The organism is Desulfuromonas thiophila (assembly GCF_900101955.1).
GTDB classification, from domain to species: Bacteria; Desulfobacterota; Desulfuromonadia; order Desulfuromonadales; family Desulfuromonadaceae; genus Pseudodesulfuromonas; species Pseudodesulfuromonas thiophila.
In genome coordinates this window covers 402,112-428,963 of the sequence record NZ_FNAQ01000001.1, presented here as the reverse complement: position 1 = coordinate 428,963, position 26,852 = coordinate 402,112, and the positions used below count along the sequence as shown (strand labels likewise).

Sequence of the window (26,852 nt, the reverse complement as noted above, 5' to 3'; positions counted from 1 at the left end):
TCGCCGACCTATCTCATTAATCGAGACATATGCCGTCACGAGAGGTTTCCTTGACCCGGTACATACGGTTGTCGGCCAATCGAATCAGATCAATTTTGTTATCAGCATCCTCTGGCAGACTGGCAATGCCGAAACTGGCCGTCACCTGCACAGGCGTGCCATTATCCGCCAGCAGAACATGCTCACGGATACGCTGGCGCAACTGACTGACCAGTTCGAAGGCGCCAGTCTTGCCGGTCTGCGGCAGAATCAGCACAAACTCGTCTCCCCCATAACGGGCACCGAAATCAACTGCCCGGATGCGGTTCTTCAGCAGCTGCCCGATCTCCGCCAGCATTCGGCTGCCCACCAGGTGGCCATGACGATCGTTGACCCATTTGAAATGATCCAGATCCATGAACACCAGGGACAGGGGTTCGCCAAAACGGTGGGCACGGCTGATCTCGGTCGTGAGCAGATCATCGAAATAGCGGGCGTTGAACAGCCCGGTGAGATCATCGGTGATCACCAACTCATGCACCCGACTGAAATTGCGGGCATTGGAGATGCCAATGGCAACATAGTCGGCAATGGTTGCCAACAGCTGCATGTCGTTATCGTTAAAAGACGGATCACCGGGACCGTTGACCAGTTGCATCACCCCAAGCAGCTGTCCCTGTATCTGCACCGGCACGCACAACACCGAACAGGTCGGAAACCCGGTCAACCGATCCATCGCGGCACAAAAGCGCGGATCACGGCGCACATCCGCCACCAACAGCGGCTGGCGCTGCAAGGCGACATAGCCGGCGATACCCTGCCCCAGCGCCAGTCGCTGGCCCTTGAGCTGGGGGGCCACCTCGGAAACCACCACATCAAACACCAGTTCCTGGCTGGCCTCGTCAAGAAACAGCAGCGACCAGGCGCGTGACTTAAACAGCAGATTGGCTTTTTCGATGATGATATTGGTCAGTTCTTCAATATCCAGCGTCGACGTCAGCGTCTTGCCGATCTGAACCAGGGTTTGCAGCTCTTCATTGCGCCGGTGCAGCATCTCCAGCAGCCGACGATCCTCGCAGGATTCAGCCATCCGCTCCTCCACGCGCCGTTCGACAAAGTCGCGCGTTCTTGAGTTTGTCCGTCATTCCAACTCGTTGTCGCAAACGCTTGGACACCGCAGATCATCAGATCCGCTATCATTACAGGCCGCCAGTGCCGGCGGCACACGAAAACAGTCCGGCACCAGCGCCACCGGTACGGGTACTCCCAGCAGATAGCCCTGTACCTCCTCACAACCAAACCGGCGCAGGCAGTGCAACTGAGCACTGTTCTCCACCCCCTCGGCAATTACCGCCAGACCCAGGTTGCGGGCCAGATCAACGATGGAGTGGGCGATCCGGGCCGCACCCGGTTCCTCGACAATCGTTTCGACAAAGGAGCGATCAATCTTGAGCTTGGAAATACGAAAACGACGCAGATAGCTCAACGAGGAATAGCCAGTACCGAAGTCATCAATGGACAAGCGAATACCCATGGCACTGAGCTGCTCCATTGTGGCAATGGCCAGTTCCACATCCTCCATGATGGTTCCCTCGGTAATCTCCAGCTCCAGATGGTGGGGATCCAGTCCACTGCGCTGCAGAATGGCCGCAACATCCGCCACCAGGCTGGAAAGCCGGAACTGGCGGGGCGAGATGTTCACCGCAACCACCACCGGCGGCAGGCCCTGCAACTGCCAGACGCGGTTCTGCCGGCAAGCCTGTTCCAGCACCCAGTAGCCGAGTTCGACGATCAGGCCGCTGTTTTCAGCCACCGGGATGAATTCGGTCGGCCCGATAGCTCCCCGCTCCGGGTGCTGCCAACGCAGCAGCGCCTCCAGTCCGATCAGGCGACCATCGCGCAGAGCATACTGCGGCTGATACAGCAGATGCAGCTGCCCGCGCGGCAGGGCCTGTTGCAGATCGGCTTCGAGGGCCAGGTAATGGCGCAGGTTGCGGTCGAGTTCCGGCGTGAAAAACTGAAAACCATTGCCGCCACGCCGTTTGCTCTTGTGCATGGCCACATCGGCACAGCGCATCAGCCCCTGGGTCTGACGGGCATCCGCCGGATAGAGACTGATGCCGGCGCTGGCGGTAAGAAACAGCTCGTAACCCGCCACCGGCAGGCGCTCGCGGATGGCCCAGAACATGTTTTCCACCACCACCCGAGCGTGATCCGCATCGAGCAGGCGGTCAAGCAAAACAAAGAAATCATCTCCACTGAGCCGCGCCACCATGTCGTTGACGCCGACGCTGGCGCTGAGTCTTTCCGCCACCTGGCGTAGCACCATATCACCGACATCGTGGCCAAGCGAATCATTGACCTTGCGAAAGTTATCGAGATCGAGACAGATCACCGCCAGTTGATCACCGCGCTGGGCAGCCCGGGCAATCGCGGCATCAAGCCGCTTGCCGAACTGCAAGCGGCTGGGCAGTCGGGTCATCTGGTCGTACAGCAGCATCTGCTGCAGGCGTTCCTCTTGCTGTCCAAGACGCAGCTCCATCTGCTGGGTATGGGACAGATCGTGCAGGGTTTCGATGAGGGCATAAACCTGGCCAGCTTCATTCAGCAGCGGAGTAAAGGTGACCTCGTAGAGGGTCTGGCCACCACACTCCGGCACTGATCGGGCCACCAGAGCCTCACCGGTGGAAAGCACCGTCAGACGATAGGCAGCCAGTTGGTCATTCTCGGTGGCGGTCAGGGCCGGCAGAAACACCCCGGCGGCACCGACCTGCGGCGCTTCACCCAGCAACCGGCGGGCGGCCGGGTTGATAAACAGCAAACGACCGGGCGCATCCGTCACCACCAGTGGCAGATCAAGATGCAGCAGCAATGCCTGCCAGAGATCGGCCGCGGCGCCATCAGCCGAACTGTGATGACGCAGCAGGACAGCCTGCTGGCCACCCTGGCCATCGTAGAGCAACTGCAGCGACCAGAGATTGTCCTGCGGCGCCAAGCCTGGCAGCAGATCGGGACAGGCGACCTGCTCCATGGCCGAGCCGGCCTGCTCCAGCCGTCGCAATCCGGCCGGCAGCACCTGCTGCAGGGCGGCGACACCGATACCGTAACGCTGCAGCAGGGTTCGCACGGAAGCCGTCATCGACTGCACCCGACCACAGGCATCAAGCACCAGCAGACCATCCACCGGCCACAGGTGCAGGGCAATTTGCGGTACCTGTTGTTGGTGGAGATCTTCCATCGGTGGCTCCCTGAACAGCGACGGCCGGACTCCCGCAGGCGCCGCCGCTCGGTCTTAACGCTCCCCCTGGTCAGCCCTTACGGACTGCCTGCCAGCAGGTCTTTGGCAGTATGGCAGGTTTGTATCGCTTGTCCATGCCGGGAGCCCGGCCAGCCCTACGTCAACCAGAACAATAAACATGGTTGACAAAACCAGGCCTGGCCTGCTTCAATCCATCGTCAACCCAGACCTTATCATGAGTTGACCAATGCACGCCATAGCCGGGTCTGACCCCTGAGGCAAAAAGAGGAGCTGCCATGTCCCTGTTCCATCATTCACCTGCTGCCCTGCCCCAGCACAAGCCCTTGAGGGCATTGCTCCTCACGGTTGTCGTGGTTGTGACGCTTGCGGGTAACGCTGCGGCCGAACCGCGGCAACAGCTGGCGGAGCTCATCGTCAGCGCCAGCCGCAGCCCCCAGCCCCTGCAGGAAGCCGCTCAGACCGTGACCATCCTTGAACGGGCCGATCTGGAACGGCTGCCCGGCGGCAGCCTGTTCGACGCCCTGGAACAAGTCAGCGGCGTCGACCTGCGCCAGCGCGGCCCCTTTGGGCAGCAGGCGGATGTCGCCATTCGCGGCGGCAGCTTCGAACAGACTCTGATTCTGATTAATGGCATTCCGCAGGTCAACCCCCAGACCGGCCACCATAACCTCGATTTGCCCCTGCAGCTGGCCGATATCGAACGCATCGAGATTGTCAAGGGTCCCAGCGCCCGCCTTTATGGCGCCAACGCCATGGCCGGAGCCATCAACATCGTCACCCGCGCCAGCAAGGGCCCAGCCTGGCGTGCCGACCTCAGCGCTGGCGATCACGACGCCCTCAACGCCCAGGGGCAGGCGCGTTGGCAGCTGGGCAACTGGCATCACCGCCTTGGCGCCGGGCACCTGTACAGTTCCGGACACCGCCACGACGAACCAACAGGCTTCAACAGCAAGGTGATCAACTATCAGGCCCAGGGGGAACTGGCCGGCCAGGAAATGCAGGCCTTGCTGGCCCTGAGCGAGCGGGATTACGGCGCCAGCCGCTACTATTTCGACGATCCGCAGCAGAAGGAACGCAGTCGCAACGCCCGCGCCCTGCTGGCCGCCGAGTTGTACGGCGAACGACTGCACTGGCGGCCGACGCTGAGCCTCAACCGCCACGAGGACCGCTACCGTTATGCCTACAACGGCCGCTGGTTCAGCAATGACAGCACCAGCCACAACCTGACACCGGGCCTGCAGGGCTCGCTGGAATCCGCCCTGGGGCAGAGCAGTTTCGGCTACAGCGGCGACTGGCAGCAAATCCGCAGCAGCAGCCTGGGCGACCACCAGCGCCACCTGCATAACCTGTTTTTCAATCAGCGCTACGCCCTGGGCGATCGTCTGCAACTCGGAGGCGGACTCCATGCCCTTTACAGCCGGCGCTGGGGCTGGCAGAGCTGGCCGGGTGCCGAGATCAGTCTGGCCATCAACCGGCAGTGGCACTGGTTCGCTGCCGTCGGCGGCAGCTTCCGCATTCCGACCTACACCGAAATGTACTACCAGACCCCCAACCACCGGGGCGATGCCGACCTGAAACCGGAAGAGGCAACCACCTGGGAAACGGGTCTGCGCTGGCAGGACCAGCACCGTCAGGCCCATTTAAGCCTGTTCCGGCGTGACAGCGACAACCTGATCGACTGGGCCCAGGCCCCCGGAGAAACCCTCTGGCAGGTGCGCAATGTCGCCCACAGCCGCAACTGGGGTGTTGAAAGCGGCCTGACCTGGCAACAGCCCTGGCCGCTGCTGCCCTGGCTGGTTCAGCTTGAGCTGAACTACAGCTGGCTCCACAGTGATTTCAGCAGCAACGGTCTGGAAACCAAGTACAGTCGTGATCAGCTGCGTCATCAGTTGCACACCGGCCTGCAACTGCAGTGGTTGCCCCCGCTCAGCCAGCGGCTACAGCTGCGCTACGAACGTCGTTTCGGCGGCGAGGACGCCCTGCTGGTCGATAGCCGCCTGCGCTGGCAATTCGATCGTCACTGGTCCTGCCATCTCGACGTCACCGACCTGTTTGACCAGAAAGGTCATGAAAGTGGCTTTGTCGAGCGACCCGGCCGCTGGCTGCTGGTCGGCATCAGCTGGCAATCCTGATAACGTCGTCACAAGCCAGCGGGCAAAGACAGACGCAACAGCTGCGGCCCCGCCGGCGTCTCCAGCCGGCCCTGTACCAGCAACGCACCAGCCGATCCAATCTGAACCCCGTCGATCTGTCCCGGCCATTCGCCACAAAGCCAGTCCTGCTGCACCACTCCCTGCGACGACAGACGCAACAAACGCAAGGCAGCCGGACCAGGCACAGCCGGCACCGTTACTCCGACCAGAATCTCAGCCGTTTCAGGCAAAGGTTGCAGCCAGCAGATTCGGCCATTGGCATAGGGCAGCAACTGGCGCCAGCATTCCTCGCCGGCCAGCGTTTGGCCGCGCAAAACGGGCCAGGGCCAGGCCGCCTCGGGCGGCACCCAACGCTCGGCCAGCAGCTGCATGGCTCCATTTCGTGCCGTCAGTAGCAGCTGCGGATCACACCATTCGCCCTCCTGCGGCGGCGCGACCGTCACAGGCCCCAACGCCAGACTCTCGCCATCGATCTCGGCCAAATCCATGCGATACAACCAGGGTCGGCCACCCGCCGGGCCAGCCGGCGCGGCGCCGGCCAGCAGCAGGGTCGAACCGGTCAGCAACAGCGCTTCGCCCCGCACATCCCGCAACAAACGCAGCACTGCGCCCGGCCTGGCCACCCCTTCCACCACCACCGGGGGGAAGGCTGCCAGCAACTGCAACCACACCTGGCCGGCAGCAGCAGGCGCCGTGACATTCAGCCCCAGCACCACCGGCCCCGCCGTCTGCCCAGCCACGGCACAATGCGCCAGCCCGATCAGCTCGACATCACCAGCCACTTGCCGCGCCAGCGGCAGTTCGCGGTAGCCGTCGGCGGTCAGCCAGACCAGCTGTGGAAAAGCCCGCTGCTGAAGATCGAGACCTGTCCAGCCAGCCAGCAAACCATCAGCCAGCGCTAGCAGCTGCGGCACCGAGCCCGCCGCGCCCAACACCTGACGACGCAACAACCGGCCGGCCGGATCAAGCCACAACACCAGCGGTCGTGTGCCACAGGGCGCAATGGGCTGCGATGCGGTCAGCGCTAACGCGCCCGGCGGCAGCGCCGGCGGCCGCTGCTGGGGCAGCAGCTGCAATCGGGCAGGGATCAGCGGCCCATCCTCCGGCGTAGCCAGCCAGCGGGCCTGTCCCGCCGCGTCAAGCTGCACCAACTGCAGGTGCGGCTGCTGCTGGTCAGTCTGCCGCAGCACCACCACCAGGTAATCGGGCGCAGCAGCCGCCACGGCCACACCGATTCTGTCCTGCGATGGGTCGCTACACCACTGCCAGCGGATAGCGCCCTGCGCATCAAGACAGAGCGCCCAGGCCGACCTTGGACCAGCGGCAACGGCAGCGCAACTGCCCAGCGCCAGAGCACCGCCATCCGGCAGGGCGGCCACTGCTGTCAACTGACAGCTGGTCCCGCAGGCGTAGGTGCGACTCCAGCACAGCAAACCGTCGGCTCCCAGCCGCGCCACCAGACCGCGCATCTGCGGCGCGGCCCCTGGCAAAGCCCCGGCCTGGGGCCACAGCACCTCCCCCACCGCCAGCACCGCCCCATCGGGTAATGCCGCCAAGGCCTGCAACCGGCCGGGGTGCGGATGCAGGACCAGACCCTGCGCCGGAGCGCGGGTCAGCCCACCACCCCACAGCGCCAAATGCAGCAGCACAGACCAGAGGACAATACGCCTATAGCAGCCCACCACCCCGCACTCTTAGCGCAAGGCGGACAGATCGAAGGCCGCCAGCAGCCGCTCCATATCGGCCCGGCTTTTCTGTGGCGCGGTCAGCAGGCGCAGCTGCGCGCCCCGCTCCGGCAGGTCAAGATACAGCAGCGACATGCCGGCCATGCTCTTGAGTGTACAGTAAGCCAGCCGGCGGCCCTGAAACTGGCCTTCGACATAGGTTGCCAGATTGGGATCGCCCTTAAGTTCAGCCATGGAGCCCGGCTCGATCTTGATCGACAGATGCTGGGGCGCCCCCGTTGCCATGAAATCGAGGGTAAACTCCCGGTCATCGTAGTTTTCCAGACTCTCCTCATCCGCCACAAAACCGGGCAGTTGCTGGGTCTGGACCCAACGCATAAATTCCGTTTCGCTCAAGCGAAAGGGCGCGGCCCAGCCCGCACCAACCAGCAACAGGACCAGAGCCGCAGACATCAGGACAGACGCGACAGACAAACGCATAATGATCTTCTCCTCGGAAAAAACGGCAACGACCCCGGCCATTGCCCGCAATAACAAGCCATAAAAACAGGGGAAGCCTTTCCGGCTTCCCCTGTGGACAATCCCTTCATACGATCACAGGCCGCAGCGGCCTATTTTTTCAGCACCTTGATGACAGCGGAGAAATCCTCTTCACCCCGGCCGTCAGCCATGGCTTCGCCGTAAACATCCAGCACCGATTCCATCGCCGGCAAACGGGTGCCGGTGATATCGGCCGCCTCCTTCACCTTGCGCAGGCCCTCGTAAACATACTTCAGCGCCAGGTTACGGCTGAAATCACCCCGCGCGACGGAGCGGCCCTTCTTGTGCAGCAACGGCGAGGCCACGCCGCCGGCATCAAGCACCTCCATGATCTGATCGTTGCTGAATCCCAGCCGCTCGCCGAATACCAGACTCTCGGCCAGAGCCTCCATCAGATGCGACTGCATCAGAGTGACGACAAACTTCATCCGGGTGGCATCGCCGACACCGCCGACATGCAGAATATTAAGGCCAACATAGGACAGCACCTCGCGACAGCGGCTGACCACGGCATTATCGCCACCTACCAGAATGGTCAGCAAGCCGTGGGCGGCGTGCTCCTTGGTGCCCCACACCGGCGCGTCGACAAACTGGATTTTGCGCTGGGCCGCGTGCTTTTCCAGTTCCTTGGTCAACTCCAGCGAATGGGTTCCCATATCACACAGAATGGTGCCAGGATCAATACCGGCCAGAAAGCCCTCTTCGGCGAAGAACGCCTGACGCAAGCCCTTTTCATCCGGCAGCACGGCAATGACCATGTCCTTGCCCCGAGCGGCCTCAATGGCGGTGCTTGCCCCCTTGGCGCCCTGAGCCACCAGTTCCTCAACCGTTCCCTTGCGGCTGTCGTACACGGTCAGCTGGTAATTGCCCTTGAGCAGATTACGCGCCATGGATTTGCCGACCGTGCCGAGACCGATAAAGCCGATTTCCTTGATCATGTGCTCCCCTCCTTTAGCGCCTGATGGCTCTCTGTGGTTCCGGCGATAGTATAACCGATATCGGCCAATTTCAAGCCTGCGGCAAGCAACCCCTGGTCTTCGTCAACGGGTAGAAAATCCCTGCCATGAGACAGTGGCAATCGGTCAGTGGGCCTCGCTCCAGTTGCGACCCCAGCCAAGATCGACCCGCAGTGGCACCCGCAATGCGACAGCCTGTTCCATCTGCTGACGCACCAGAGCCTCGACCGCCTCGCGCTCGGCCAACGGCACCTCGAACAGCAGTTCGTCGTGCACCTGCAACACCATGCGACTTTTCAGCCCTTGCTGACGCAGCACCCGTCCGACACCCACCATGGCCACCTTGATGATATCAGCAGCCGAACCCTGCACCGGATAGTTGACGGCGTTGCGTTCGGCCTGACTGCGCACCTGACCATTTTTGCTGTGGATGTCGGCAACGGCACAGCGTCGGCCAAGCAGCGTGGTGACATAGCCCTGTGCCGCGGCCAACTGCTTCTGTTGTTCGATAAAACGCAGCACCGCCGGATAGCGGGCGAAATAGCTGTCGATATAGCGCTTGGCCTCACCGGTTGGAATGCCCAGCTCCCGCGCCAGGCTGAAGGCACCCATGCCGTAGAGCACGCCGAAATTGATGGTTTTGGCCCGGCGGCGCTGTTCGTCACTGACCAGTTCAGGAAAAACGCCAAACAGCTCGCTGGCGGTACGGCGGTGAATATCCTCATCGGTGGCAAAGCTGTGCTGCAGGTGCGGCTCATCGGCCAGATGCGCCATCACCCGCAGCTCAATCTGTGAATAATCGGCGGCCAGCAGCAGATGACCCGGCGGCGCGATGAAGGCCTGGCGGATGCGACGGCCGGCCTCGCTGCGGATGGGGATGTTCTGCAGATTCGGCTCGCTCGACGATAGCCGGCCGGTGGCGGTAACGGCCTGATTGAAACTGGAATGAATCCGGCCACTGGCAGGGTCAACTAGCCGCGGCAGACTGTCGCTGTAGGTCCCCTTGAGCTTGGCCAGAGAACGATATTCAAGGATGAGAGCAACGATGGGATGGGCGTCAGCCAGGCCAGTGAGCACATCAACGGCCGTCGACCAACCGGTCTTGGTCTTTTTGCCATGCGGCAACGCCAGGGTTTCAAACAGCACTTCACCAAGTTGCTTGGGTGAATTGAGATTGAAGGCCGTGCCGGCCAGCTGATGAATCTGCTGCTGCAGAGCGTCAATCTGCTGCTGAAATTCGGCACTTAAGGCCGCCAGATGGTCACAGTCGATGGCCATGCCATGCCATTCCATGTCGATCAGCTCGTGCAGCAGCGGCATTTCGACCTGCTCGAACAGGCGACGCAACTCCGCCTGCAACAGCGGGTCGAACTTCTGGTACAGCCGCCAGGTAAAATCAGCATCCTCGGCGGCATAGCGACTGGCTTCATCCAGGGACACGGCGGCGAAGGGCTTCTGCGCCTTGCCACTGCCGACCACCTCCTCGTAGCGAATCATCTGATGATCGCAGTGTTCCAGCGCCAGGGCATCCAAACCGTGGGAACGGGCCGCCGGGAACAGCAGATACGACTGCAGCAGGGTATCGGCCTGTATGCCGCGCAGTTCAATACCAGCACCGCGCAGCACCTGGACGTCGTATTTCAGGTTCTGGCCAACCTTGTTCAGGCGGTCATCCTCCAGCAGCGGCCGTAACGCCGCCAGCACCTGGGCCCGTGGCAACTGGACGGCAGCATCGGCGCCACAGTGGCCGACCGGCACATACCAGGCCTGACCGGCGGCTACGGCAAAGGACAGGCCAACCAGCTCGGCCTGGCGCGGCACCAGGGAGGTGGTTTCGGTATCCAGGGCAAATCCTCCGGCCGCGCGCAACTGCGCCACCAGCGCCTTCAGCTCGACGGCATCGGTCACGCAGCGATAATCCCCGGCGGCAGCAGCGGGCGATGACAGCGCCAGCCCGAAGTCCTCGTAGAGCTGCTGGAATTCCAACTCGCGCAGCAGCGCCGCCAACGCGGGACGATCCGGCTCGCCCGGCCGCAGGTCGGCGGGCAGGTCCGCCAGGGGCACCGTATCGACCAGGGTGACCAGCTGGCGCGAAAGTCGCGCCTGGTCGGCGTAATTTCTGAGATTCTCGCGCCGCTTGACGCCACTGACCTCGTCACAACGAGCCAGCAGCTGCTCCAGGGTACCAAAACGGTCGATCAGCTCGCGGGCGGTCTTTTCACCGATACCGGGCACACCCGGCACATTGTCCGAGCTGTCGCCGGCCAGGGCCTGCACCTCGACAACCCGCTCAGCCCCGCCAAAGCGCTCGGCCACCTCGGCCGGACCGATAACCCGGTCCTTCATGGTATCGAGCATGCGCACCTGCGGCCCAACCAGCTGCATCAGATCCTTGTCGCTGCTGACAATGGTCACCGCTCCGCCAAGCACCAGTTGGCGGCGGGTCAGGGTGGCGATGAGATCATCGGCCTCGAAGCCCTGTTGCTCGATCTGCGGCAGGTTCAGGGCGCGCACCATCTGCTTGATCAGCGGGATCTGCGGCACCAGATCCTCCGGCATGGCGGCTCGGTTGGCCTTGTAGGCGGGGTACAGTTCCGTACGAAAGGTTGGCCCCCGGGCATCGAACACCACTGCCAGATACGCGGGCTGCTGTTCGCGCAGCACCTTGAGCAGCATCTTGGTGAACCCCAGCACGGCATTGCAGGGCAGCCCGCGCGAAGTCGACAAATGACGGATGGCGTAGTAGGCGCGGTAGATGTAGGAGGAACCGTCGATCAGATACAGATGGTCGACACGGTCGGCCATGGAAGACCCCTTTTTTTCGTTCAGACAACACAGCAGCGTGGGCGTCGTGCTCACAGCAGGCCAAATTTCTTCATGCGGTAACGGAAGGCGTCGATGCCCAGATGCAGCTTGCGCGCGGCCTGCGACTGATTGCCCTGACACAGGAGCAGGGCCTGCTGGATGAGTTCGCGCTCGACCACCTCGATATCGACCCCCTCCGGCGGCAGATTGAAGGCGCCAAGGGCCGGCGAATTCTCGCCAGGGCTGTCGGCGCCCTCGCGCGGCAGGGGTTCGATCTCCAGCAGGTCACCACCTTCAAGAATGACCGCCCGTTCAAGCACGTTGCGCAATTCACGGATATTGCCCGGCCAATCGTACCCCAACAGGTACTGCTGGGCTTTTTTGCTCAGGCCCTTGAAGCTCTTGCCGAATTCGCGGTTGAAATGGCCAATGAAGTACTGTGCCAGCGGCAGGATATCGTCGCGGCGGTCGCGCAACGGCGGCAGATAGATGGGAATGACCTGAATGCGATAATACAGATCCTTGCGAAAGCTGCCCTCCTCGATAGCCTTGAGCAGATCCTTGTTGGTGGCGGCAACGATGCGGATATCGACGTGGATATTCTTGGTGCCGCCGATCCGACGAAAGCAGCGTTCCTCCAGCACCCGCAACAGCTTGGCCTGCATGCCCAGGGGCATGTCGCCGATCTCGTCAAGAAACACCGTGCCACCGCTGGCCAACTCAAACAGACCCTTTTTGAGCATCTTGGCATCGGTGAAGGCGCCCTTCTCGTGACCCATCAGCTCGCTCTCCAGCAGGGTTTCCGGCACGGCGGCACAGTTGATGGCCATGAACGGCTGATCCTTACGGGCGCTGTCATCGTGCAGGGCGCGGGCCACCAGCTCCTTGCCGGTGCCACTTTCACCCTGGATCAACACGGTAATGGCGTCACTACGGGCGATTTTGCCGACCATATCCAGTACCCGCGCCATGTGCTCACTTTCCGCCACGATACGCGCGTTGCTCTGGGCCCGCTTTTTCTCTGTCCGTAGATGTTCCACCTCCTTCTGCAGCGCGCGGGTTTCCAGCGCCTTACGGATGACTACTGCCAGCTCATCGAGGTTAAACGGTTTGTTGATGTAGTCACAGGCACCCAGCTGCATGGCCCGCACCGCCGTTTCCAGCACACCCTGGGCCGTGATCATGATGACGCTGATATCACCGTCGCCTTCGCGCAGCCGTTCGAGCGTTTCCAGACCGTCGATACCAGGCAGCTGGATGTCGAGCAACACCAGATCCGGCGATTCGCGCCGAACCGCGTCCAGCGCCTCCTCGCCCGACGCCGCTGTGCGCACCCGGTAGCCCTGTTTCTTCAGGCTCTGCTCCAGGGACCAGCGAATCAGGTGTTCATCATCTACAACCAATATACGGGCCGAATTCATGCGGATTCTTCTTCCTTGGCAGGTTCTGGCGGCGCTGCCGCCGGAAAGGACAGGGTAAAACTGGTGCCTTCGCCGGGCGCACTGACCAGGCTGATGCGGCCATCGTTCTGCTTCACCAGCTGGCGACAGATGGCCAGTCCCAGACCGGTACCCCGGGTTTTGGTGGTATAAAAAGGCGTGAAAATCCGTTCGAGCTGCGCCACATCCAGACCGACACCCGTATCGGCAATGGTCAGCCGAACATAACAGCGCTGGTCCTGTTCACACTTAAGTTCGCTCGCCAAACGCAGAGAACCGCCATCGGGCATGGCCTGCAGCGCGTTGATGATGATGTTGAGCACCACCTGCTGGATCTGCTTGCGATCGGCCCAGATCGGCGGCAGATCGGACTGCAGAGCCAGTTCCTGGCGCACATTGCAGGCCTCGGGATGCTGGGCAACAAAGAAGAGGGTTTCGCAAACCACCTCATTGAGCTGAACATAACTGCATTGCGGCTGGCCCGGTCGGCCAAAATGCAGCAGATCGGTGGCCGTTTTGTTGAGGCGATCGATCTGTCCAAGGATGTCAGCCACCACCTGACGCCGCGGATCACCCACCGGCAGGTCGTCGGCCAGCACGGTCACCGCACCACTGATGCCCGCCAGCGGATTCTTGATTTCATGGGCCATGCCGGTGGCCATCTCACCAATGGCCGCCAGGCGATCGGCCTGTTCCATCTGGCGGAAATGATACTGCTCCAGTTCCGTCTGGGCCGCTTCCAGACGGCTGACCATAGAGTTGAAACTGCGCATCAGATAGCCAATTTCATCCGTTGATTTCGGCTCCATACGCACATTTTTTTCACCCGCCTCGACCTGGGCCATACGATAGCTCAGCGTCTGAATCGGCCGGCGGACATAGCGCAACAGAATAAACGACACCCCGGCCGACAGCAGCAAGGTGATGAACACCATCGACAGGCTGAAACAGCGCGACGACTGGGCCAGGCGCACCGCGGTGCTCTGCATGGAATAGTTGAGATTGAGAACCCCGAGAACCTGTTCCTGGGTGCCGTGGCAATCCTGACACAGGGTGCGGCTGGTGATGGGCCGGACGATGCTCAGCACCTCCTCGTTGTCGTGCTGGAACAGGGCCGAACTCCGACCGCTGCGGTAAAGGGCGAGGGCGTCGGCGGCCACCACCTGGTCGATTTCATCCGGCCGGGAGGAGTTGGCAATGCGGCCACTATGCGGATTGAAGATGCGCACGCCGCGCAGACTGGGACTGCGGGCGATGAATTCCAGCGTGTTCTGCAGCTTCTGGGCATCACCCCGGCATTTGGAGTTGAATACAGCGTTTTCAATGGTTGCCATCAGAATCTCGGCACCATCGGTGGTCACGGCCAGCATGTTCTGGCGATCACGCTGATAGTGAAAGACGGTAAAAACGCCAATGCCGACGGTCAGCAGCAGAATGTTCATACCGATGACACGGAAAATCAGGCTGTTGCGCAGATCCGGTCGAGCGGGTTGCGGCGGCATCAGTCGCGCCCCGCTCGCAGATAGGCCCGCACCAGCGCTTCCAGCTCGGGTTCAGGCGCAGCCACTGCCTCCTGGACTGGCGGCTCAGCCACGGCTGGCCCGGCCGGCAGCGCGCCGCTGACAGCCGCGATACGGTCATCGAAGGCACCGCGATGCAGATCGCGCAGCAGCTGCTTGTGCTGGCTCTTCATTTGCGCCTCCACTCGGGCCGTCAGGTCAGGCAGTTCGCGCCAGTCGGGATAGTCAAAGTTCTGCCGCGCGATGATGGTACCCCCCAGGTACAGCAAGCTGGTGATACGGGCACGGACCGGGCCACTGTCCTCGGTCTGCAGATGAAAAGTCTGGCCCTGATAGCAGAAGTTATGATTGAAGCCACCGACCATCGCAGTCGCTCCTTCTGTTGGAGAAGAGGGCCGGTGCGGCCACCGGCGGCAAACGCTCAGACCGTCGGCGGATCGCGCCGCAGCAGCACCTTGATCTTGTCGACGGCTTCCATGGCATCGACCGCATAGAGATCAGCACCGATACTGTCGGCGTAATCCTGGGTTACCACGGCGCCACCCACCATGGTGAACACCCGCACACTGGCGGCACGCAGGGCGTCAATGGTCACCTGCATCTGCTGCAGGGTGGTGGTCATCAGCGCCGACAGGCCGACCGCGTCCACCTGATGGGCCAGCGCCTGCTCCACGATGCGGCCCGCCGCCACGTTCTTGCCCAGATCGATGACCTCGAAACCGTGATTCTCCAGCAGGGTGCAGACGATATTCTTGCCGATGTCATGAATATCGCCTTCCACGGTCGCCATCAGAATCCGACCGCGACTGGCCAGGGCCTCGCCGCGCATCTCCTGCTTCAGCCGGCCAAAAGCACGCTGCATGGTCTCGGCGCTGCGCAGCACCTGCGGCAGAAAGATGCGGTTGTCGCCAAACCGGCGACCGACCTCTTCCAATCCCGGCAGCAACCCTTCGTTACTGATGGCCATCACCGCATGGCCCTCGGCCAGGGCCTGTTCCACCAGCGCCACCACGCCCTCGGCATCACCCTGCAGCACGGCCTCGCCCAGGCGGGCCAGAATCCCGACCGGTGCCGGCGTCTCCGCCGCTGCCGTGGTCGGTGGCGCCAGGCCAGCATAGGCGGCAATGTAGTCGGCGGCCTGGGCGTCCTGCTGCAGTAGTACCCGGGCGCTGCGGTAGGCCTCCATCATGCGCGCCTCGCACGGATTGATGATGGCCGCGCTCAGTCCCGCTTCCAGCGCCATGGCAAAAAAGGTCGATGAAATCAACGGTCGCTGCGGCAGACCAAAGGAGATATTGCTGACCCCTAGAGCCGTGGCCACGCCCTGCTGGCGCAGCTGGCGGATGGCGCGCAGCGTCTCCAGTGCCTGATCGGGCTGGGCCGACACGGTCAGGGCCAGGCAATCGATCACCACATCACAGCGCGGCAGGCCAACCGCCTCGGCGCGAGCGAGAATCTTCTCGGCAATGGCCCGGCGTTTGTCCGCCGTAGCCGGGATGCCCTCCTCGTCCAGCGCCAGGCCGATGACGGCAGCACCGTAGCGTTTCGCCAGCGGCAACACCGTCGCCAGACTCTTTTCCTCGCCATTGACCGAATTGATCAGCACCTTGCCGTCGGCAGCCTTCAGTCCACGTTCGAGCGCCTGCAGATCAGAGGAATCAAGCACCAGTGGCAGGGTGCTGATACCACTGATGGCATAGACAGCCCGCTCCAGCGCCAGAGGCTCGTCGGCGCCCGGCGCACCGCAGTTAACATCAAGCAGATGGGCGCCAGCCGCCGTCTGCTGCTGGGCGGCGCTGCGGATATAGGCAGTCTTGCCCTCGCGCAGTTCGGCACTGTACTGCTTCTTGCCGGTCGGATTGATGCGTTCGCCGATGAGAGCGCAGGGCGCATCACCGCCAAAGGCCACCACCTCGGTACGGCTCGACAGCAAACCACGCCGCGCCGGCGCCTGCCATTGCAGATCGCGACCCTCAAGGGCCTGGCGCATGGCCCGGATATGGGCCGGCGTGGTGCCACAGCAGCCACCGATCACGCGCACCCCCAGCCGGATCAGTTCATCATGGCAGGCGGTCATTTCCTGCGGCGAGGCCGGAAAAAGGGTTTCGCCGTTACGCAGCACCGGCAGGCCGGCATTGGCCTGGGCAATGAGCGGCAGGCTGCAGACAGTCCGCATCTGGCGCAGCACCTCGACCATGCCCTCGATACCCAGACCGCAGTTGCTGCCGACCAGATCGACCTGCAACCCTTCGAGGGTGACGGCGGCGGCCTGGGGCGGTGTGCCCAGCACGGTACGACCACCATCGTCGAAGGTCAGCATGGCGATCACCGGCAGATCGCAGCAAGCCCGGCAGGCCAGCACGGCCGCCTTGAGTTCGCGGATATCGAGAAAGGTTTCGCAACTAAGCACATCGACCCCGGCAGCCACCAGCGGCCGCACCTGCTCGGCGAAAATCTCGACCATCTCATCAAAACCGGCATCCCCCACCGGCTCGACAAAGCGGCCGGTGGGACCGATGCTGGCAGCGACAAAACCCGGCCGCGCGCCCAGTCCCTGACGGGCCAGCTCAACGGCGCGGGCGTTGATATCGTACAGCTGATCGGCCAGTTCATAATGCGCCAGCTTGACACGGTTGCCACCGAAGGTGTTGGTGACGATAATCTGGGCGCCGGCTTCGGCATACTCCTGATGCACACCACGAACCACGCCGGGCTGCAGCAGATTCATCCGCTCAGGGCAGTCGCCGGCCTTAAGTCCGCGCGCCTGCAGCATGGTACCCATGGCACCGTCCAGAATCAGCACCTGCTCGCGCAGTGCCTGGCGAAAATCACTCATTGTCTCTCCTCGTTGACAGCGGCCGTCTCTTGTGAGCCGTCTTGCATCTCTTCCGGTCGCACCAGGGAAAAATCGGCGGACACCGGCCCGCGCAGATCAAGATGGCCCTTGAGGGTTGTGATGACCAGGCCATCGACCAGCAGGCGAACCCGTTTGATTTCGGGGAAATTGGCACTTACCGTGTTGGCCAGGGCACGCACCGTCAGCAGCTCCGAGGCACTGCCACCGGGATGCTGGTCGATCAGGGCGCGGTTGAAGTCGAGCAGCAGGGTGCCATCGGCCGCCAGCACGGCATCCTGCAGCCGGCTGGCGGGGGGCAGCACCGGCACCAGCACCGTGGCTGAAGGCGACGGACCGGCGATCAGCGCTGCGATCAGCTGCCGCAGTAATTGCATCTCATCGCCCGAATCCGGCAGCCGCAGGCGCTGTTCGACCAGAAAGGCCGACTGGTTGTCGCCAAAATAGAGCAGCAGCTCGCGTTCGGCTTGCGGCAGAAGCCGTTGCACCGGCGCCGCCGGCCGATGCAGGTCCAGCACCGCCCGCCCGATCAGCAAACCAGCCGTCACCAGCAACACAATCACCAGCAACGCCAGCAACAACCGTTTCATGGCGCCACCTGGGCCAGAACCGCACCGCTGCCATCAAGGGCACACTGCAATTCCACCCGCTGCACCTCGGTCAGCGCCTCTCCCAGAAACGCACCGCCAACACGGACAAAACGGGCGGGTTCGTCAGTGACAAAAAAACGGCAGCTGCCGTCACCGCGCTGGGCCAGCGTCTGCGGTCCAAGCAGACGCCGGACCTGCAGGGCCGTCTGGCGAGCAGAGTCCACCAAACGCACCTCCGGTGGCAGGATCGCCTCAAGGGTGCGCCGCAACAACGGATAGTGGGTACAGCCCAACACCAGCGTATCGACCCGCTGCTGCAGCAAAGGCGCCAGATATTCCTGCGCCGTCAGCCGCGCCACGGCGTGCTCGGCCCAGCCTTCTTCAGCCAAGGGGACAAACAGCGGACAGGCAGCGGAATACACCTCGGCATCCTGCCGCAGGGCACGGATGGCCTGAGGATAGGCGGCACTGGCGATGGTGGCCTCGGTGCCGATGACACCAATGCGGCCGCTGCGGCTGGTTTCCACCGCTCCGGCGGCCCCAGGCTCGATCACTCCGACCACTGGCACCGGCAGAGCCCGCTGCAGGGCCGGCAGAGCGACCGACGAGGCCGTATTGCAGGCCACCACCACCATCTTGACCTGCTGCGCCAGCAGAAAGGCAGCCGCCTGCAGAGCATAGCGTTCCACCGTCGGGGGGCTCTTGGTGCCATAGGGCACCCGGGCGGTATCACCCAGATAGACCAGCGACTCCAGCGGCAGCTCCTGCCGGATGGCCTTGAGCACCGTCAATCCACCTACCCCCGAATCAAAGATACCGATCGCCCGTAAGGACACAGTCAACCGCCTTCCCGAAAAACGTTTTCACCCACCCAGGCCGTGATTTTCGCCTTGGGTCTCATCATCGACGATTTAGCATTGATGCTTGATTGCGGCCCTTCAGCCAGAGGCGTCACCGAGGGTTTGCAGGAAAGCGGCCAGAGCAAACATCGGACGTCCCGTTCCGGCAGCCACGAATGGACATTCGTACACCCGCTGGCGGCGACATCAGCAACACAAAGCATCGCGGCGCCGACCTGCGATGATAGGCGACCAGCGGCGCCAGCGTCAAGGATTTCACCAGGATTTGCGCCTTGAATTTTCAGGCGGTAATGCTAGGGTATGAGGCATTCATGATGGCGCGGCGAAAACTCGCCATGGTCGCGTTGCTGCCTTGGTCTCGGGGCCTTGCCGTCCGTGGCTACAGCACGTCTACCTTGTTTGATTCATGGTGTGTGCCTTGCCTGTGACGTTTTTCGCCTCGCCATCCAAGCCTGACACTTTTTGCAAAATCATCTCTCATGAAGCAGCAGCCAACCCGGCTGCCTTGTTGCCATCCAGCCCGCAACTCCCGGAGCCGCCCATGGAAACCCTGCTCGAATGGCTCAAGCCCCTTGAGACCAGCGTCATTCTCGATTATATTGTCGCGCTCGATCTGGTACACAACCCCTGGTTCATCGCCGGGGCCCTCGTGTTTGTGGTCGTCAGCCTGTACCTGCGCTGGCACTTGCTGCTGAGCTGCACCCTGTCGCTGGCCGGCCTGGTCACACTGGTCTACTTTGTTCACGAACAGGGCACCAGCCTGGACCGTTCATCCGACGGCTTATTTCTGTTCGTCGGCGGTGGTGCTGCCATCGTCTTTTTTCTCATTTACATGGTTTTTTTACGCGGCGACTGACAGCCGAACCCGGTTCTGCCTCAAGACGCCAGAGGACACCCTCCATCGTGAAAACGCGAGATCTGCTGCTTGTCATCGCCGGCATCGCTCTGGTGGCCTTTTTATGGGCCGCCCCGGAAGAAACCACCCCGCATCTGCCGCGGGATACGACCCACGCACCCTACCTGACACTCTTCCAGCAGGAAGGCAAAAAGGCCGCGGAAGCCTTCTGCAAGGACTGCCACGGCCAGCCCGGCATGGAGTTCCCGCCAGAGCATCCCGATCCCAACCGCTGCCTGTTCTGCCACAAGGCCACGCCCTAGCCCCTCCGGTCAGCCCGGGCGATGCGCTCAGGCCGACGGCAGCGTTGGTTGGCCATAGCTTTTGAACCGCTCCAGCACCCGTGCCATCTCATCTTCTGCCACCAGCACCGGCGTACCGGCACAACGGCACTGATAGTAGAGACGGGCAACAAACTCAATTTCCTCAGCCACGTTGAACGCCCGCTCCAGTTGGGTTCCCACCGCTACCAGCCCATGATTGGCCAGCAGCACGGCATTGTAACCACCGATGCTGTCGGCCACCGCCCGGGCCAGCTCAGCCGTGCCGAAGGTGGCATAGGGCGCCAGCGGCACCCTGTCGCCACTGTAGCCCACCAGATAGTGCACTGCGGGCAACTCCCAGTGCAGGCAGGCCAGGGTGGTGGCATAAACCGAATGGGTATGTACCACGGCGGCAATATCGGGCCGCCGGTCGTAAAGCGCCAGATGAAAACCCAGCTCGCTCGACGGCTGATAACGCCCCTCCACCCGCCGGCCCTGCCGATCGACAATCACCACATCCTCTGGCCGGACATCGGTATAGGCGATGCCGCTCGGTCCGATAGCGATAAGTTCCTGCTCCCGGCACAGACAGCTAAGATTACCGCCACTGCCGGTGGTGAGCCCGGCCTGCAACAAACGCAGGCCGTAGTCGACAATCTGTTGCCGCTCGGCTGCCAGCTTCACAGCACCTCCCGGAATAAAAAAGGAAAAGCCAAGAAAAACGATCCTCAGCGCAGCATACGGCCGTTGCGACCCAAGAAGGCGCGGGTCGAGGCCAGGGTGCGGTTGACCACCAGCTCCGGCGGCAGGCCACACTGCTCAAGGGCCTGTAACGCGTCATCGAACTGACCAACCCCCTGGGCGATATGGGCGTCGCTGCCCACGGCCACAGCCACGCCCTGCCGGGCACAAAGGCGAACAATTTCAAGACAGTTGGGCGCACTGTTGCGCCGACTCAGGGAGAAGGACGAGCTATTGATCTCCAGCGCCACGCCCGTGCGCCCAGCCTGGGCCACCACGGCGGCGTAATCCAGCGGAAATTGCGGATTGCCCGGATGGGAGATGATGTCGACCTGCGGATTCTCCATCACCCGCAGCAGGGTGGCCGTATTCTGGCGCCGGCTGTCACCCTGGTAGCCACAACCTTCGTGAAAACCGGCCAGCACAATATCAAGTCGCTCCAGCACCTCGGCGGCAAGATCCAATCGCCCTTCATCGAGGATGTTGGCCTCGACGCCACGCAGCAACCGCACACCGAACAGCTCCTCCGGCACGAAACGCAGTGCCATGAAATGGTAGAAATGCGGCCCGCCCGGCAAGGCCGGGCCATGGTCGGTAATGGCCACCCCAGCCAGACCGCGGGCGGCGGCGGCGCGGGCAATTTCCTCAATGGTGCTGTAGGCATGGCCCGACGCCAGACTGTGCACATGAACATCCACCTGCGGACCGGCAACCTGATGCATGCAAACTCCTTGTGTGCGCTGCGGGTCTGGCAAGACGCCAATGCGGCGGAAAAACTGCTTGTCAGGCCCTGAAGTACCATTGTAGATTGCCTAATTTAACACGCCGGCACTGAAAGACAATGATGAATTCCTGCACCGCTCTGCTCAACCTCAGCCGTCCCGGCCGCTACACCGGCGGCGAAGTCGGCTCTTGCCACAAAGATCCGGCGGGCGTCGCCATCCACTTCGCCCTGGCCTTTCCCGACGTTTACGAAATCGGCATGAGCCATATCGGCTCAGCCATTCTCTATGAGATTCTCAACCATCACGATTGGATAGCCGCCGAACGCGTTTACTGTCCCTGGCCCGACCGCGCCGCCCAATTACAGCAACAGGGTGCCCCGCTGACTTCGCTGGAATCGCACCGGCCCCTGCGCGACTTCGACCTGGTTGGCTTCAGCCTGCAGTACGAACTGTGCTACACCAACCTGCTGCACATGCTCGATCTGGCCGCCATCGCGCGTCGCCGTGACCGACGCGGCGAGGACGATCCCCTCATCATCGTCGGTGGCCCCTGTGCCTACAATCCGGAGCCCCTGGCCGACTTCATCGACCTGGCCCTGTTGGGCGACGGCGAGGAAGCCGTCGTCGAGATCTGCGCCGCCCTGCGCCTCAGCCGGCAGCTGGGGGAAAACCGCCGCCAGAAGCTGAACCGCCTCGGCCGTATCGAGGGCGTCTATCGGCCCGACCTGTTCGACGTGCGCTACGCCGCTGACGGCCGCATCGCCGCCATCGAACCCGGACATCCCGAGCAACCGCTGGTGCGCCGCCGTTTTGTTGCCGACCTTGATGCCGCGCCCTTTCCACGCCGGCCGCTGGTACCGACCATGCACACGGTCCACAACCGCGTCGCCATCGAGATCGCCCGTGGTTGCACCCGGGGCTGCCGTTTCTGTCAGGCCGGCTACATCTACCGGCCGGTGCGCGAACGGCAGGCCACCACCATTACCGAACTGGCCGCCACGGCCCTGCAGCACAGCGGCCACGAGGATTTGTCGCTGCTGTCCCTCTCCAGCGGTGACTACAGCGCCATCGAGCCCCTGCTGGCCGAGCTGATGGCGCGTCACAGCCAGGATCGTATCGCGGTATCGCTGCCGAGCCTGCGGGTCGGCTCGCTGAGCACCACCCTGATCGAGGAAATCCGCAAGGTCCGCAAGACCGGCTTCACCCTGGCACCGGAAGCCGGCAGCGAACGGCTGCGGCAGGTCATCAACAAGGGCATTGTGGCCGACGACCTGATCAGCAGTGCCCGCACCATCTACCAGTTGGGCTGGCGCCTGATCAAGCTCTACTTCATGATTGGCCTGCCGACCGAGGAACAGGCCGATCTGCAAGGCATTATCGATCTGGCGGCGGCGGTGAAAAAAACCGCCCGTGGCACCGAAGGCGGCGGCGATGTGCATGTGTCGGCCTCGACCTTCGTGCCCAAACCCCACACACCGTTCCAGTGGCACGGCCAGATCAGCCTGCAGGAGACCCGCCGGCGCCAGCAATGGCTGCGCGAGGCCCTGGCCAGCAAAAAACTGCGACTGAAATGGCACGAACCGGAACTGTCGCTGCTCGAGGGCATCTTCGCCCGTGGCGACCGCCGCCTTGGTGCCCTGCTGGAGCGGGCGGTGGATCTGGGCTGCGGCTTCGATGGCTGGCGCGACCACTTTCGTTATGATCGCTGGCAGCAGGCCCTGACCGACTGTGCCATCGATCCTGACTTTTATCTGCGACCGCGTGACTTCGACGAGATTCTGCCCTGGGAGCATCTGAGTTGTGGCATCCCGAAGGAATTTTTCCGCCGCGAGGCCCAGCGGGCCCTGGCCCTGGCTCCCACCCCCGATTGCCGCGGCGGCACCTGCGGCGGTTGCGGCGTCTGTGATTTTGACCAGCTGCGGATGCGCTATGCCGATCCGGCACCACAGTTCCAGTCCCCTGCCGTCACGCCAGCGATAACGCTCCTGCCGGACAGCCGCTTCCGTCTGCGCCTGCAACTGGCCAAGGAAGGCCCGGCCCTGGTGATCAGCCACCTGGAGTTCATGAGTCTGGTACAACGGGCCTTGCGGCGCATGAAGGCGCCGCTACGCTACAGCCAGGGGTTTCATCCCCATCCGCGCCTGTCGTTTCCCGATGCCCTGCCCACCGGCGTGGCCAGCCGGGCGGAAATCGTCGATATCGAACTGATCCGGCCTTGGGCCGCTGCCGACTTCGGCCACCAGCTCAACGAGCAACTGCCGGCAGGCTTCGCGGTTCTCGCGGCCTGGTCCGTCAGCCCGCAGACAGCCAGCCCGGCAGCCAGCATTGTCCGCAGCGACTACCGGGTGCCGCTCAATCCGCTGTTTCCGCCCGACCTGGCGCAGCGGCTGCAGCAAGCCCTGTCAGCCACGTCCCTGCCCTGGCAACGGCAGAAGGAGGGCAAGACCCTCAAGCGCGATCTGCGTCCCGACATTGCCGATCTGCAACTGGACGCCAGCGGCCTGCTGCTGAGCCTCTATCGCGGCAGCCCGGTGGCTGTGGCCGCCTGCCTGCTCGATCTTGACGACACGGCGGCGCGCGCCCTGGGTATCTGCAAACAGGCCGTTCACTTCACGCCCGCCGCCGTCCCGCCGGCTGGTGTCGCCGTCATCGAGGCCAAGGAGTCCTGTCTATGCTGAAGAAGCTGGTCATCAACAAAACCTCCCACGAAACCCGCGTGGCCCTGCAGGAAAATGGCCACATCTCCGAGCTCTACATCGAACGGGCGCGCGAACGCGGTATTGTCGGCAACATCTACAAGGGCAAGGTTATCCGCGTGCTGCCGGGCATGCAGGCCGCCTTTGTCGATATCGGCCTGGAAAAAGCCGCCTTCCTCTATGTTGCCGATGTGATCGACGAGATGGAAGCGGTGGCCGACTTTGTCGACGGCCGCAGCGAGAACAATCCGCTAGGTACCGAGAACCTGGAAGAAGCACCCACCGCCCTGCCGCCCATTGAGGATCTGCTGCAGGAAGGACAGGAGATCCTGGTCCAGGTGGCCAAGGAACCCCTCGGCACCAAGGGCGCCCGCATCACCTCGCACATCTCCCTGCCCGGCCGCCATCTGGTTTACATGCCAACCATCGACCATATCGGCATTTCGCGCCGCATTGAGAATGAAGAGGAAAAGGAACGCCTGCGCCACATTGTCGAGGAAATTCGCCCGGCCGGTACCGGCTTTATCGTCCGCACCGCCGCCGAGGGCAAAAACGAGGAGGATCTGCGCGCCGACATGACCTATCTGGCCGATCTGTGGCGCGACATCGACCGCTGCCAGAGCCTGCGGCAGGCCCCGGCACTGATTCACTCCGATCTGGATGTCACCAGCAAGGTGTTGCGCGACATCCTCACCGAGGATATCCGCCATATCCTGGTCGACTCGCCCGAGGAATACGACAAGATTCTGCAATTTCTCAGCACCTACATGCCCAATCTGGAATGCGACATCGAACTGTACGACAAGGACGAGCCCCTGTTCGACGCCTGCGGCCTGGAGGTCGAAATCGCCCGCGCCCTGGAGCGCAAGGTCTGGCTCAAAAGTGGCGGTTACATCATCATTGAGCAGACCGAGGCCCTGACCGCCGTTGATGTCAATACCGGCCGCTTTGTCGGCAAACGCAACCTCGAAGACACCATTCTCAAGACCAATCTGGAAGCCGTCAAAGAGATTGCCTACCAGCTGCGCCTGCGCAACATCGGTGGGCTGATCATCATCGATTTCATCGACATGGAAAAGGAAGCCCATCGCGAGCAGGTACACGCCGCCCTGGAAGAAGCCCTCAAGAGCGACAAGAGCAAGACCAACATCCTGAAGATCTCCGAATTGGGACTGGTGGAAATGACCCGCAAACGGGTACGCGAGAGTATCGGCCGCACCCTGTGCGAACCCTGCCCCTACTGCGAAGGCACCGGCTACATCAAGAGTCGCACCACCGTGGCTTTCGAGATTTTCCGCAAGCTCAAGCGGGAAATCCGCGACCTGCCAGGCCAGCAGATCAGCCTGCAGGTGCATCCCGACGTGGCAGCATTGCTGTACGACGAGGAAAACCGCATCATTGAGGAGATCGAACAGCATTTCGGCAAACAGATCGCCATCGTGGCACGTCCCAGCTTTCACATTGAGCAGTTCGAAATCAGCGCGGGGTAAAATTTTATGGCGCGGCGCGACAGGACGGATCTGACCGAAGCCATCCTGGAGAGCATCTGCGACGGGGTCTTCACGGTCGATGCCGACTGGCGTATCAGTTCCTTCAACCGCGCCGCCGAACGCATCACCGGCATCCGCCGCGAGGAAGCCATCGGCCAGCCCTGCTCCGAGGTGTTCCGCTGCAGTCTGTGTGAAAACCACTGCGCCCTGCGCGAAACCCTGCACAGCAACAAACCCATCGTGCAGCGCGAGGGCTTCATCATCCGTGCCGACGGCCAGCAGGTGCCCATCAGCATCTCCACCGCCGTGTTGCGCGACGCCAGCGGCCGGTTCCTCGGCGGCGCCGAAACCTTCCGTGACCTCAGCGACGTCGAGGCTCTGCGGCAGGCCCTGCATGGCCAGTTCCGCATCGGCGACCTGGTCAGCCACAGCCCGCGCATGCAGCCCCTGTTCGAGCTGCTGCCGACCATCGCGGCCAGTCGCGCCACGGTGCTGATCGAGGGCGAAACCGGCACCGGCAAGGAATTGCTGGCCCGTGCCATTCACGGCAGCGGCGCTGCTCCCGATGCCCCCTTCGTCGCCATCAACTGTGGCGCCCTGCCCGACAATCTGCTGGAATCGGAATTGTTCGGCTACAAAAAGGGCGCCTTTACCGGCGCAGTGCAGGACAAACCCGGCCGCCTGCACCGCGCCGGCCAGGGCACCCTGTTTCTTGATGAGATCGGTGAAATCAGTCCCGCGCTGCAGGTGCGCCTGCTGCGGGTACTGCAGGAGCGCCAGTTCGAGCCGCTGGGCGCCACCGGTTCAGAACCGTTGCAGGCCCGCATCATTGCCGCTACCCACCGCGATCTGGCAGCACTGGTGGCCGATGGCCGTTTCCGCCAGGATCTGTTCTATCGTATCCATGTCGTCAACCTGAAATTGCCTCCCCTGCGGGACCGCCTGGAAGATATTCCCCTGCTGGTGGACCATTTCATCGCCCGTTTCAACCGGTTGCAAAAACGCCACATCCAGGGCTGCCGGCCCACAGCCCTGGCGGCCCTGGTCAGCCACGACTGGCCCGGCAACGTGCGCGAGCTGGAAAACGTTATCGAACGGGCCTTTGTCCTTTGTCAGGGCGACTGGATCGAACGCCGCCACCTGCCCGCGCCCCTGGTACCGCCCCCGCAGACCGGGACGGCTGAACCCACCGGCGACGCCAGCGCCCTGCGCCAGCTCAACGCCGAACACGAACGCCAGACCCTGCTGTCGGCCCTGCAACAGCATGGTTACAACCGCCAGGCCACCGCCGCCGCCCTCGGTATCCATAAAACCACCCTGTACCGCAAGATCCAGGCACTGGGTCTCGAACTGCCCGCCATCGACGGCCGCCGCCGCTCCTGAGCCGCCGACAACAAATGCA

General features: G+C 62.8%; 20 protein-coding genes. 6 read left to right on the top strand and 14 right to left on the bottom strand.

Features of this window, described 5'->3' with window-relative positions; all coding sequences use genetic code 11:
* Positions 1 to 16 precede the first annotated feature (16 nt).
* Both BLR80_RS01880 and BLR80_RS01875 read right to left on the bottom strand, forming a co-directional pair.
* A complete protein-coding gene (locus BLR80_RS01880) occupies positions 17 to 1,069 on the bottom strand; it encodes a sensor domain-containing diguanylate cyclase (protein ID WP_092075678.1) in 1,053 nt (350 codons plus the stop codon).
* 51 nt (positions 1,070 to 1,120) lie between these two features.
* On the bottom strand, positions 1,121 to 3,217 hold the full coding sequence (locus BLR80_RS01875) for a putative bifunctional diguanylate cyclase/phosphodiesterase (RefSeq protein WP_092075676.1): 2,097 nt from the start codon (positions 3,215 to 3,217) through the stop codon (positions 1,121 to 1,123).
* 296 nt (positions 3,218 to 3,513) lie between these two features.
* Here BLR80_RS01875 and BLR80_RS01870 point away from each other — a divergent pair, with 296 nt between their 5' ends.
* A complete protein-coding gene (locus BLR80_RS01870) occupies positions 3,514 to 5,370 on the top strand; it encodes a TonB-dependent receptor plug domain-containing protein (protein WP_092075674.1) in 1,857 nt (618 codons plus the stop codon).
* A gap of 8 nt (positions 5,371 to 5,378) precedes the next feature.
* Here BLR80_RS01870 and BLR80_RS01865 read toward each other — a convergent pair whose 3' ends face one another.
* From BLR80_RS01865 to murI, 10 genes are all read right to left on the bottom strand, one after another.
* Positions 5,379 to 7,073: a hypothetical protein gene (locus BLR80_RS01865; RefSeq protein WP_143012064.1), complete on the bottom strand. Its 1,695-nt coding sequence runs from the start codon at positions 7,071 to 7,073 to the stop codon at positions 5,379 to 5,381.
* Between the two features lie 12 nt (positions 7,074 to 7,085).
* On the bottom strand, positions 7,086 to 7,556 hold the full coding sequence (locus BLR80_RS01860) for a hypothetical protein (RefSeq protein ID WP_143012063.1): 471 nt from the start codon (positions 7,554 to 7,556) through the stop codon (positions 7,086 to 7,088).
* A 131-nt stretch (positions 7,557 to 7,687) separates the two neighbouring features.
* Positions 7,688 to 8,623 carry an NAD(P)-dependent oxidoreductase gene (locus tag BLR80_RS01855; RefSeq protein WP_281241572.1) on the bottom strand — a complete coding sequence of 312 codons (936 nt, stop codon included), beginning with the start codon at positions 8,621 to 8,623 and terminating at the stop codon, positions 7,688 to 7,690.
* A gap of 75 nt (positions 8,624 to 8,698) precedes the next feature.
* Entirely contained in the window at positions 8,699 to 11,377 is a 2,679-nt protein-coding gene (gene polA / locus BLR80_RS01850) for a DNA polymerase I (RefSeq protein ID WP_092075666.1), read from the bottom strand.
* 50 nt (positions 11,378 to 11,427) lie between these two features.
* A complete protein-coding gene (locus tag BLR80_RS01845) occupies positions 11,428 to 12,798 on the bottom strand; it encodes a sigma-54-dependent transcriptional regulator (protein WP_092075664.1) in 1,371 nt (456 codons plus the stop codon).
* Positions 12,795 to 14,318 (bottom strand): sensor histidine kinase, encoded by a 1,524-nt coding sequence (locus BLR80_RS01840; RefSeq protein WP_092075662.1) that lies wholly within the window; start codon positions 14,316 to 14,318, stop codon positions 12,795 to 12,797. Before BLR80_RS01840 ends, BLR80_RS01845 begins: the two co-directional genes overlap by 4 nt.
* Positions 14,318 to 14,701 carry a RomY N-terminal domain-containing regulatory protein gene (locus BLR80_RS01835; protein ID WP_092075660.1) on the bottom strand — a complete coding sequence of 128 codons (384 nt, stop codon included), beginning with the start codon at positions 14,699 to 14,701 and terminating at the stop codon, positions 14,318 to 14,320. Before BLR80_RS01835 ends, BLR80_RS01840 begins: the two co-directional genes overlap by 1 nt.
* A gap of 56 nt (positions 14,702 to 14,757) precedes the next feature.
* Positions 14,758 to 17,172, bottom strand: coding sequence for a homocysteine S-methyltransferase family protein (locus BLR80_RS01830; RefSeq protein ID WP_092075658.1), 2,415 nt, complete (start codon positions 17,170 to 17,172; stop codon positions 14,758 to 14,760).
* Positions 17,169 to 17,780 carry a GerMN domain-containing protein gene (locus tag BLR80_RS01825; protein ID WP_092075656.1) on the bottom strand — a complete coding sequence of 204 codons (612 nt, stop codon included), beginning with the start codon at positions 17,778 to 17,780 and terminating at the stop codon, positions 17,169 to 17,171. Before BLR80_RS01825 ends, BLR80_RS01830 begins: the two co-directional genes overlap by 4 nt.
* Positions 17,777 to 18,616 carry a glutamate racemase gene (gene murI, locus BLR80_RS01820; RefSeq protein WP_092075654.1) on the bottom strand — a complete coding sequence of 280 codons (840 nt, stop codon included), beginning with the start codon at positions 18,614 to 18,616 and terminating at the stop codon, positions 17,777 to 17,779. The genes BLR80_RS01825 and murI overlap by 4 nt, the downstream gene beginning before the upstream one ends.
* Before the next feature lie 565 nt (positions 18,617 to 19,181).
* On the opposite strand from murI, the gene BLR80_RS01815 reads away from it, so the two are divergent.
* Together BLR80_RS01815 and BLR80_RS01810 are read left to right on the top strand one after the other, a co-directional pair.
* Positions 19,182 to 19,496: a hypothetical protein gene (locus tag BLR80_RS01815; protein ID WP_092075652.1), complete on the top strand. Its 315-nt coding sequence runs from the start codon at positions 19,182 to 19,184 to the stop codon at positions 19,494 to 19,496.
* Positions 19,497 to 19,543: 47 nt separating this feature from the next.
* Positions 19,544 to 19,798, top strand: coding sequence for a cytochrome c (locus tag BLR80_RS01810; RefSeq protein ID WP_092075649.1), 255 nt, complete (start codon positions 19,544 to 19,546; stop codon positions 19,796 to 19,798).
* Between the two features lie 27 nt (positions 19,799 to 19,825).
* Here BLR80_RS01810 and BLR80_RS01805 read toward each other — a convergent pair whose 3' ends face one another.
* Positions 19,826 to 20,482 (bottom strand): L-fuculose-phosphate aldolase, encoded by a 657-nt coding sequence (locus BLR80_RS01805; protein WP_092075647.1) that lies wholly within the window; start codon positions 20,480 to 20,482, stop codon positions 19,826 to 19,828.
* A 44-nt stretch (positions 20,483 to 20,526) separates the two neighbouring features.
* The gene (locus tag BLR80_RS01800; RefSeq protein ID WP_092075645.1) at positions 20,527 to 21,261 is read right to left on the bottom strand and encodes a phosphatase; all 735 of its coding nucleotides are present in this window, start codon (positions 21,259 to 21,261) and stop codon (positions 20,527 to 20,529) included.
* 119 nt (positions 21,262 to 21,380) lie between these two features.
* Here BLR80_RS01800 and BLR80_RS01795 point away from each other — a divergent pair, with 119 nt between their 5' ends.
* The 3 genes from BLR80_RS01795 to BLR80_RS01785 are packed head-to-tail and all read left to right on the top strand — an operon-like array spanning position 21,381 to position 26,833.
* On the top strand, positions 21,381 to 23,942 hold the full coding sequence (locus tag BLR80_RS01795; protein WP_092075643.1) for a TIGR03960 family B12-binding radical SAM protein: 2,562 nt from the start codon (positions 21,381 to 21,383) through the stop codon (positions 23,940 to 23,942).
* Positions 23,936 to 25,450, top strand: coding sequence for an Rne/Rng family ribonuclease (locus BLR80_RS01790; RefSeq protein ID WP_092075641.1), 1,515 nt, complete (start codon positions 23,936 to 23,938; stop codon positions 25,448 to 25,450). Before BLR80_RS01795 ends, BLR80_RS01790 begins: the two co-directional genes overlap by 7 nt.
* Positions 25,451 to 25,456: 6 nt before the next feature.
* Positions 25,457 to 26,833, top strand: a complete 1,377-nt coding sequence (locus BLR80_RS01785) for a sigma-54 interaction domain-containing protein (protein WP_092075639.1) — start codon at positions 25,457 to 25,459, stop codon at positions 26,831 to 26,833.
* Positions 26,834 to 26,852 lie beyond the last annotated feature (19 nt).

Bases quoted from the DNA above. Each gene is read 5' to 3' on its own strand.
- BLR80_RS01880 (WP_092075678.1), bottom strand. From the start codon at position 1,069: ATGGCTGAATCCTGCGAGGATCGTCGGCTGCTGGAGATGCTGCACCGG.
- BLR80_RS01870 (WP_092075674.1), top strand. From the start codon at position 3,514: ATGTCCCTGTTCCATCATTCACCTGCTGCCCTGCCCCAGCACAAGCCC.
- BLR80_RS01825 (WP_092075656.1), bottom strand. From the start codon at position 17,780: ATGAAACGGTTGTTGCTGGCGTTGCTGGTGATTGTGTTGCTGGTGACG.
- BLR80_RS01785 (WP_092075639.1), top strand. From the start codon at position 25,457: ATGGCGCGGCGCGACAGGACGGATCTGACCGAAGCCATCCTGGAGAGC.
- BLR80_RS01860 (WP_143012063.1), bottom strand. From the start codon at position 7,556: ATGCGTTTGTCTGTCGCGTCTGTCCTGATGTCTGCGGCTCTGGTCCTG.
- BLR80_RS01845 (WP_092075664.1), bottom strand. From the start codon at position 12,798: ATGAATTCGGCCCGTATATTGGTTGTAGATGATGAACACCTGATTCGC.
- BLR80_RS01835 (WP_092075660.1), bottom strand. From the start codon at position 14,701: ATGGTCGGTGGCTTCAATCATAACTTCTGCTATCAGGGCCAGACTTTT.
- BLR80_RS01800 (WP_092075645.1), bottom strand. From the start codon at position 21,261: ATGCATCAGGTTGCCGGTCCGCAGGTGGATGTTCATGTGCACAGTCTG.
- BLR80_RS01875 (WP_092075676.1), bottom strand. From the start codon at position 3,217: ATGGAAGATCTCCACCAACAACAGGTACCGCAAATTGCCCTGCACCTG.
- polA (WP_092075666.1), bottom strand. From the start codon at position 11,377: ATGGCCGACCGTGTCGACCATCTGTATCTGATCGACGGTTCCTCCTAC.
- BLR80_RS01795 (WP_092075643.1), top strand. From the start codon at position 21,381: ATGATGAATTCCTGCACCGCTCTGCTCAACCTCAGCCGTCCCGGCCGC.
- BLR80_RS01840 (WP_092075662.1), bottom strand. From the start codon at position 14,318: ATGCCGCCGCAACCCGCTCGACCGGATCTGCGCAACAGCCTGATTTTC.
- BLR80_RS01790 (WP_092075641.1), top strand. From the start codon at position 23,936: ATGCTGAAGAAGCTGGTCATCAACAAAACCTCCCACGAAACCCGCGTG.
- BLR80_RS01830 (WP_092075658.1), bottom strand. From the start codon at position 17,172: ATGAGTGATTTTCGCCAGGCACTGCGCGAGCAGGTGCTGATTCTGGAC.
- BLR80_RS01815 (WP_092075652.1), top strand. From the start codon at position 19,182: ATGGAAACCCTGCTCGAATGGCTCAAGCCCCTTGAGACCAGCGTCATT.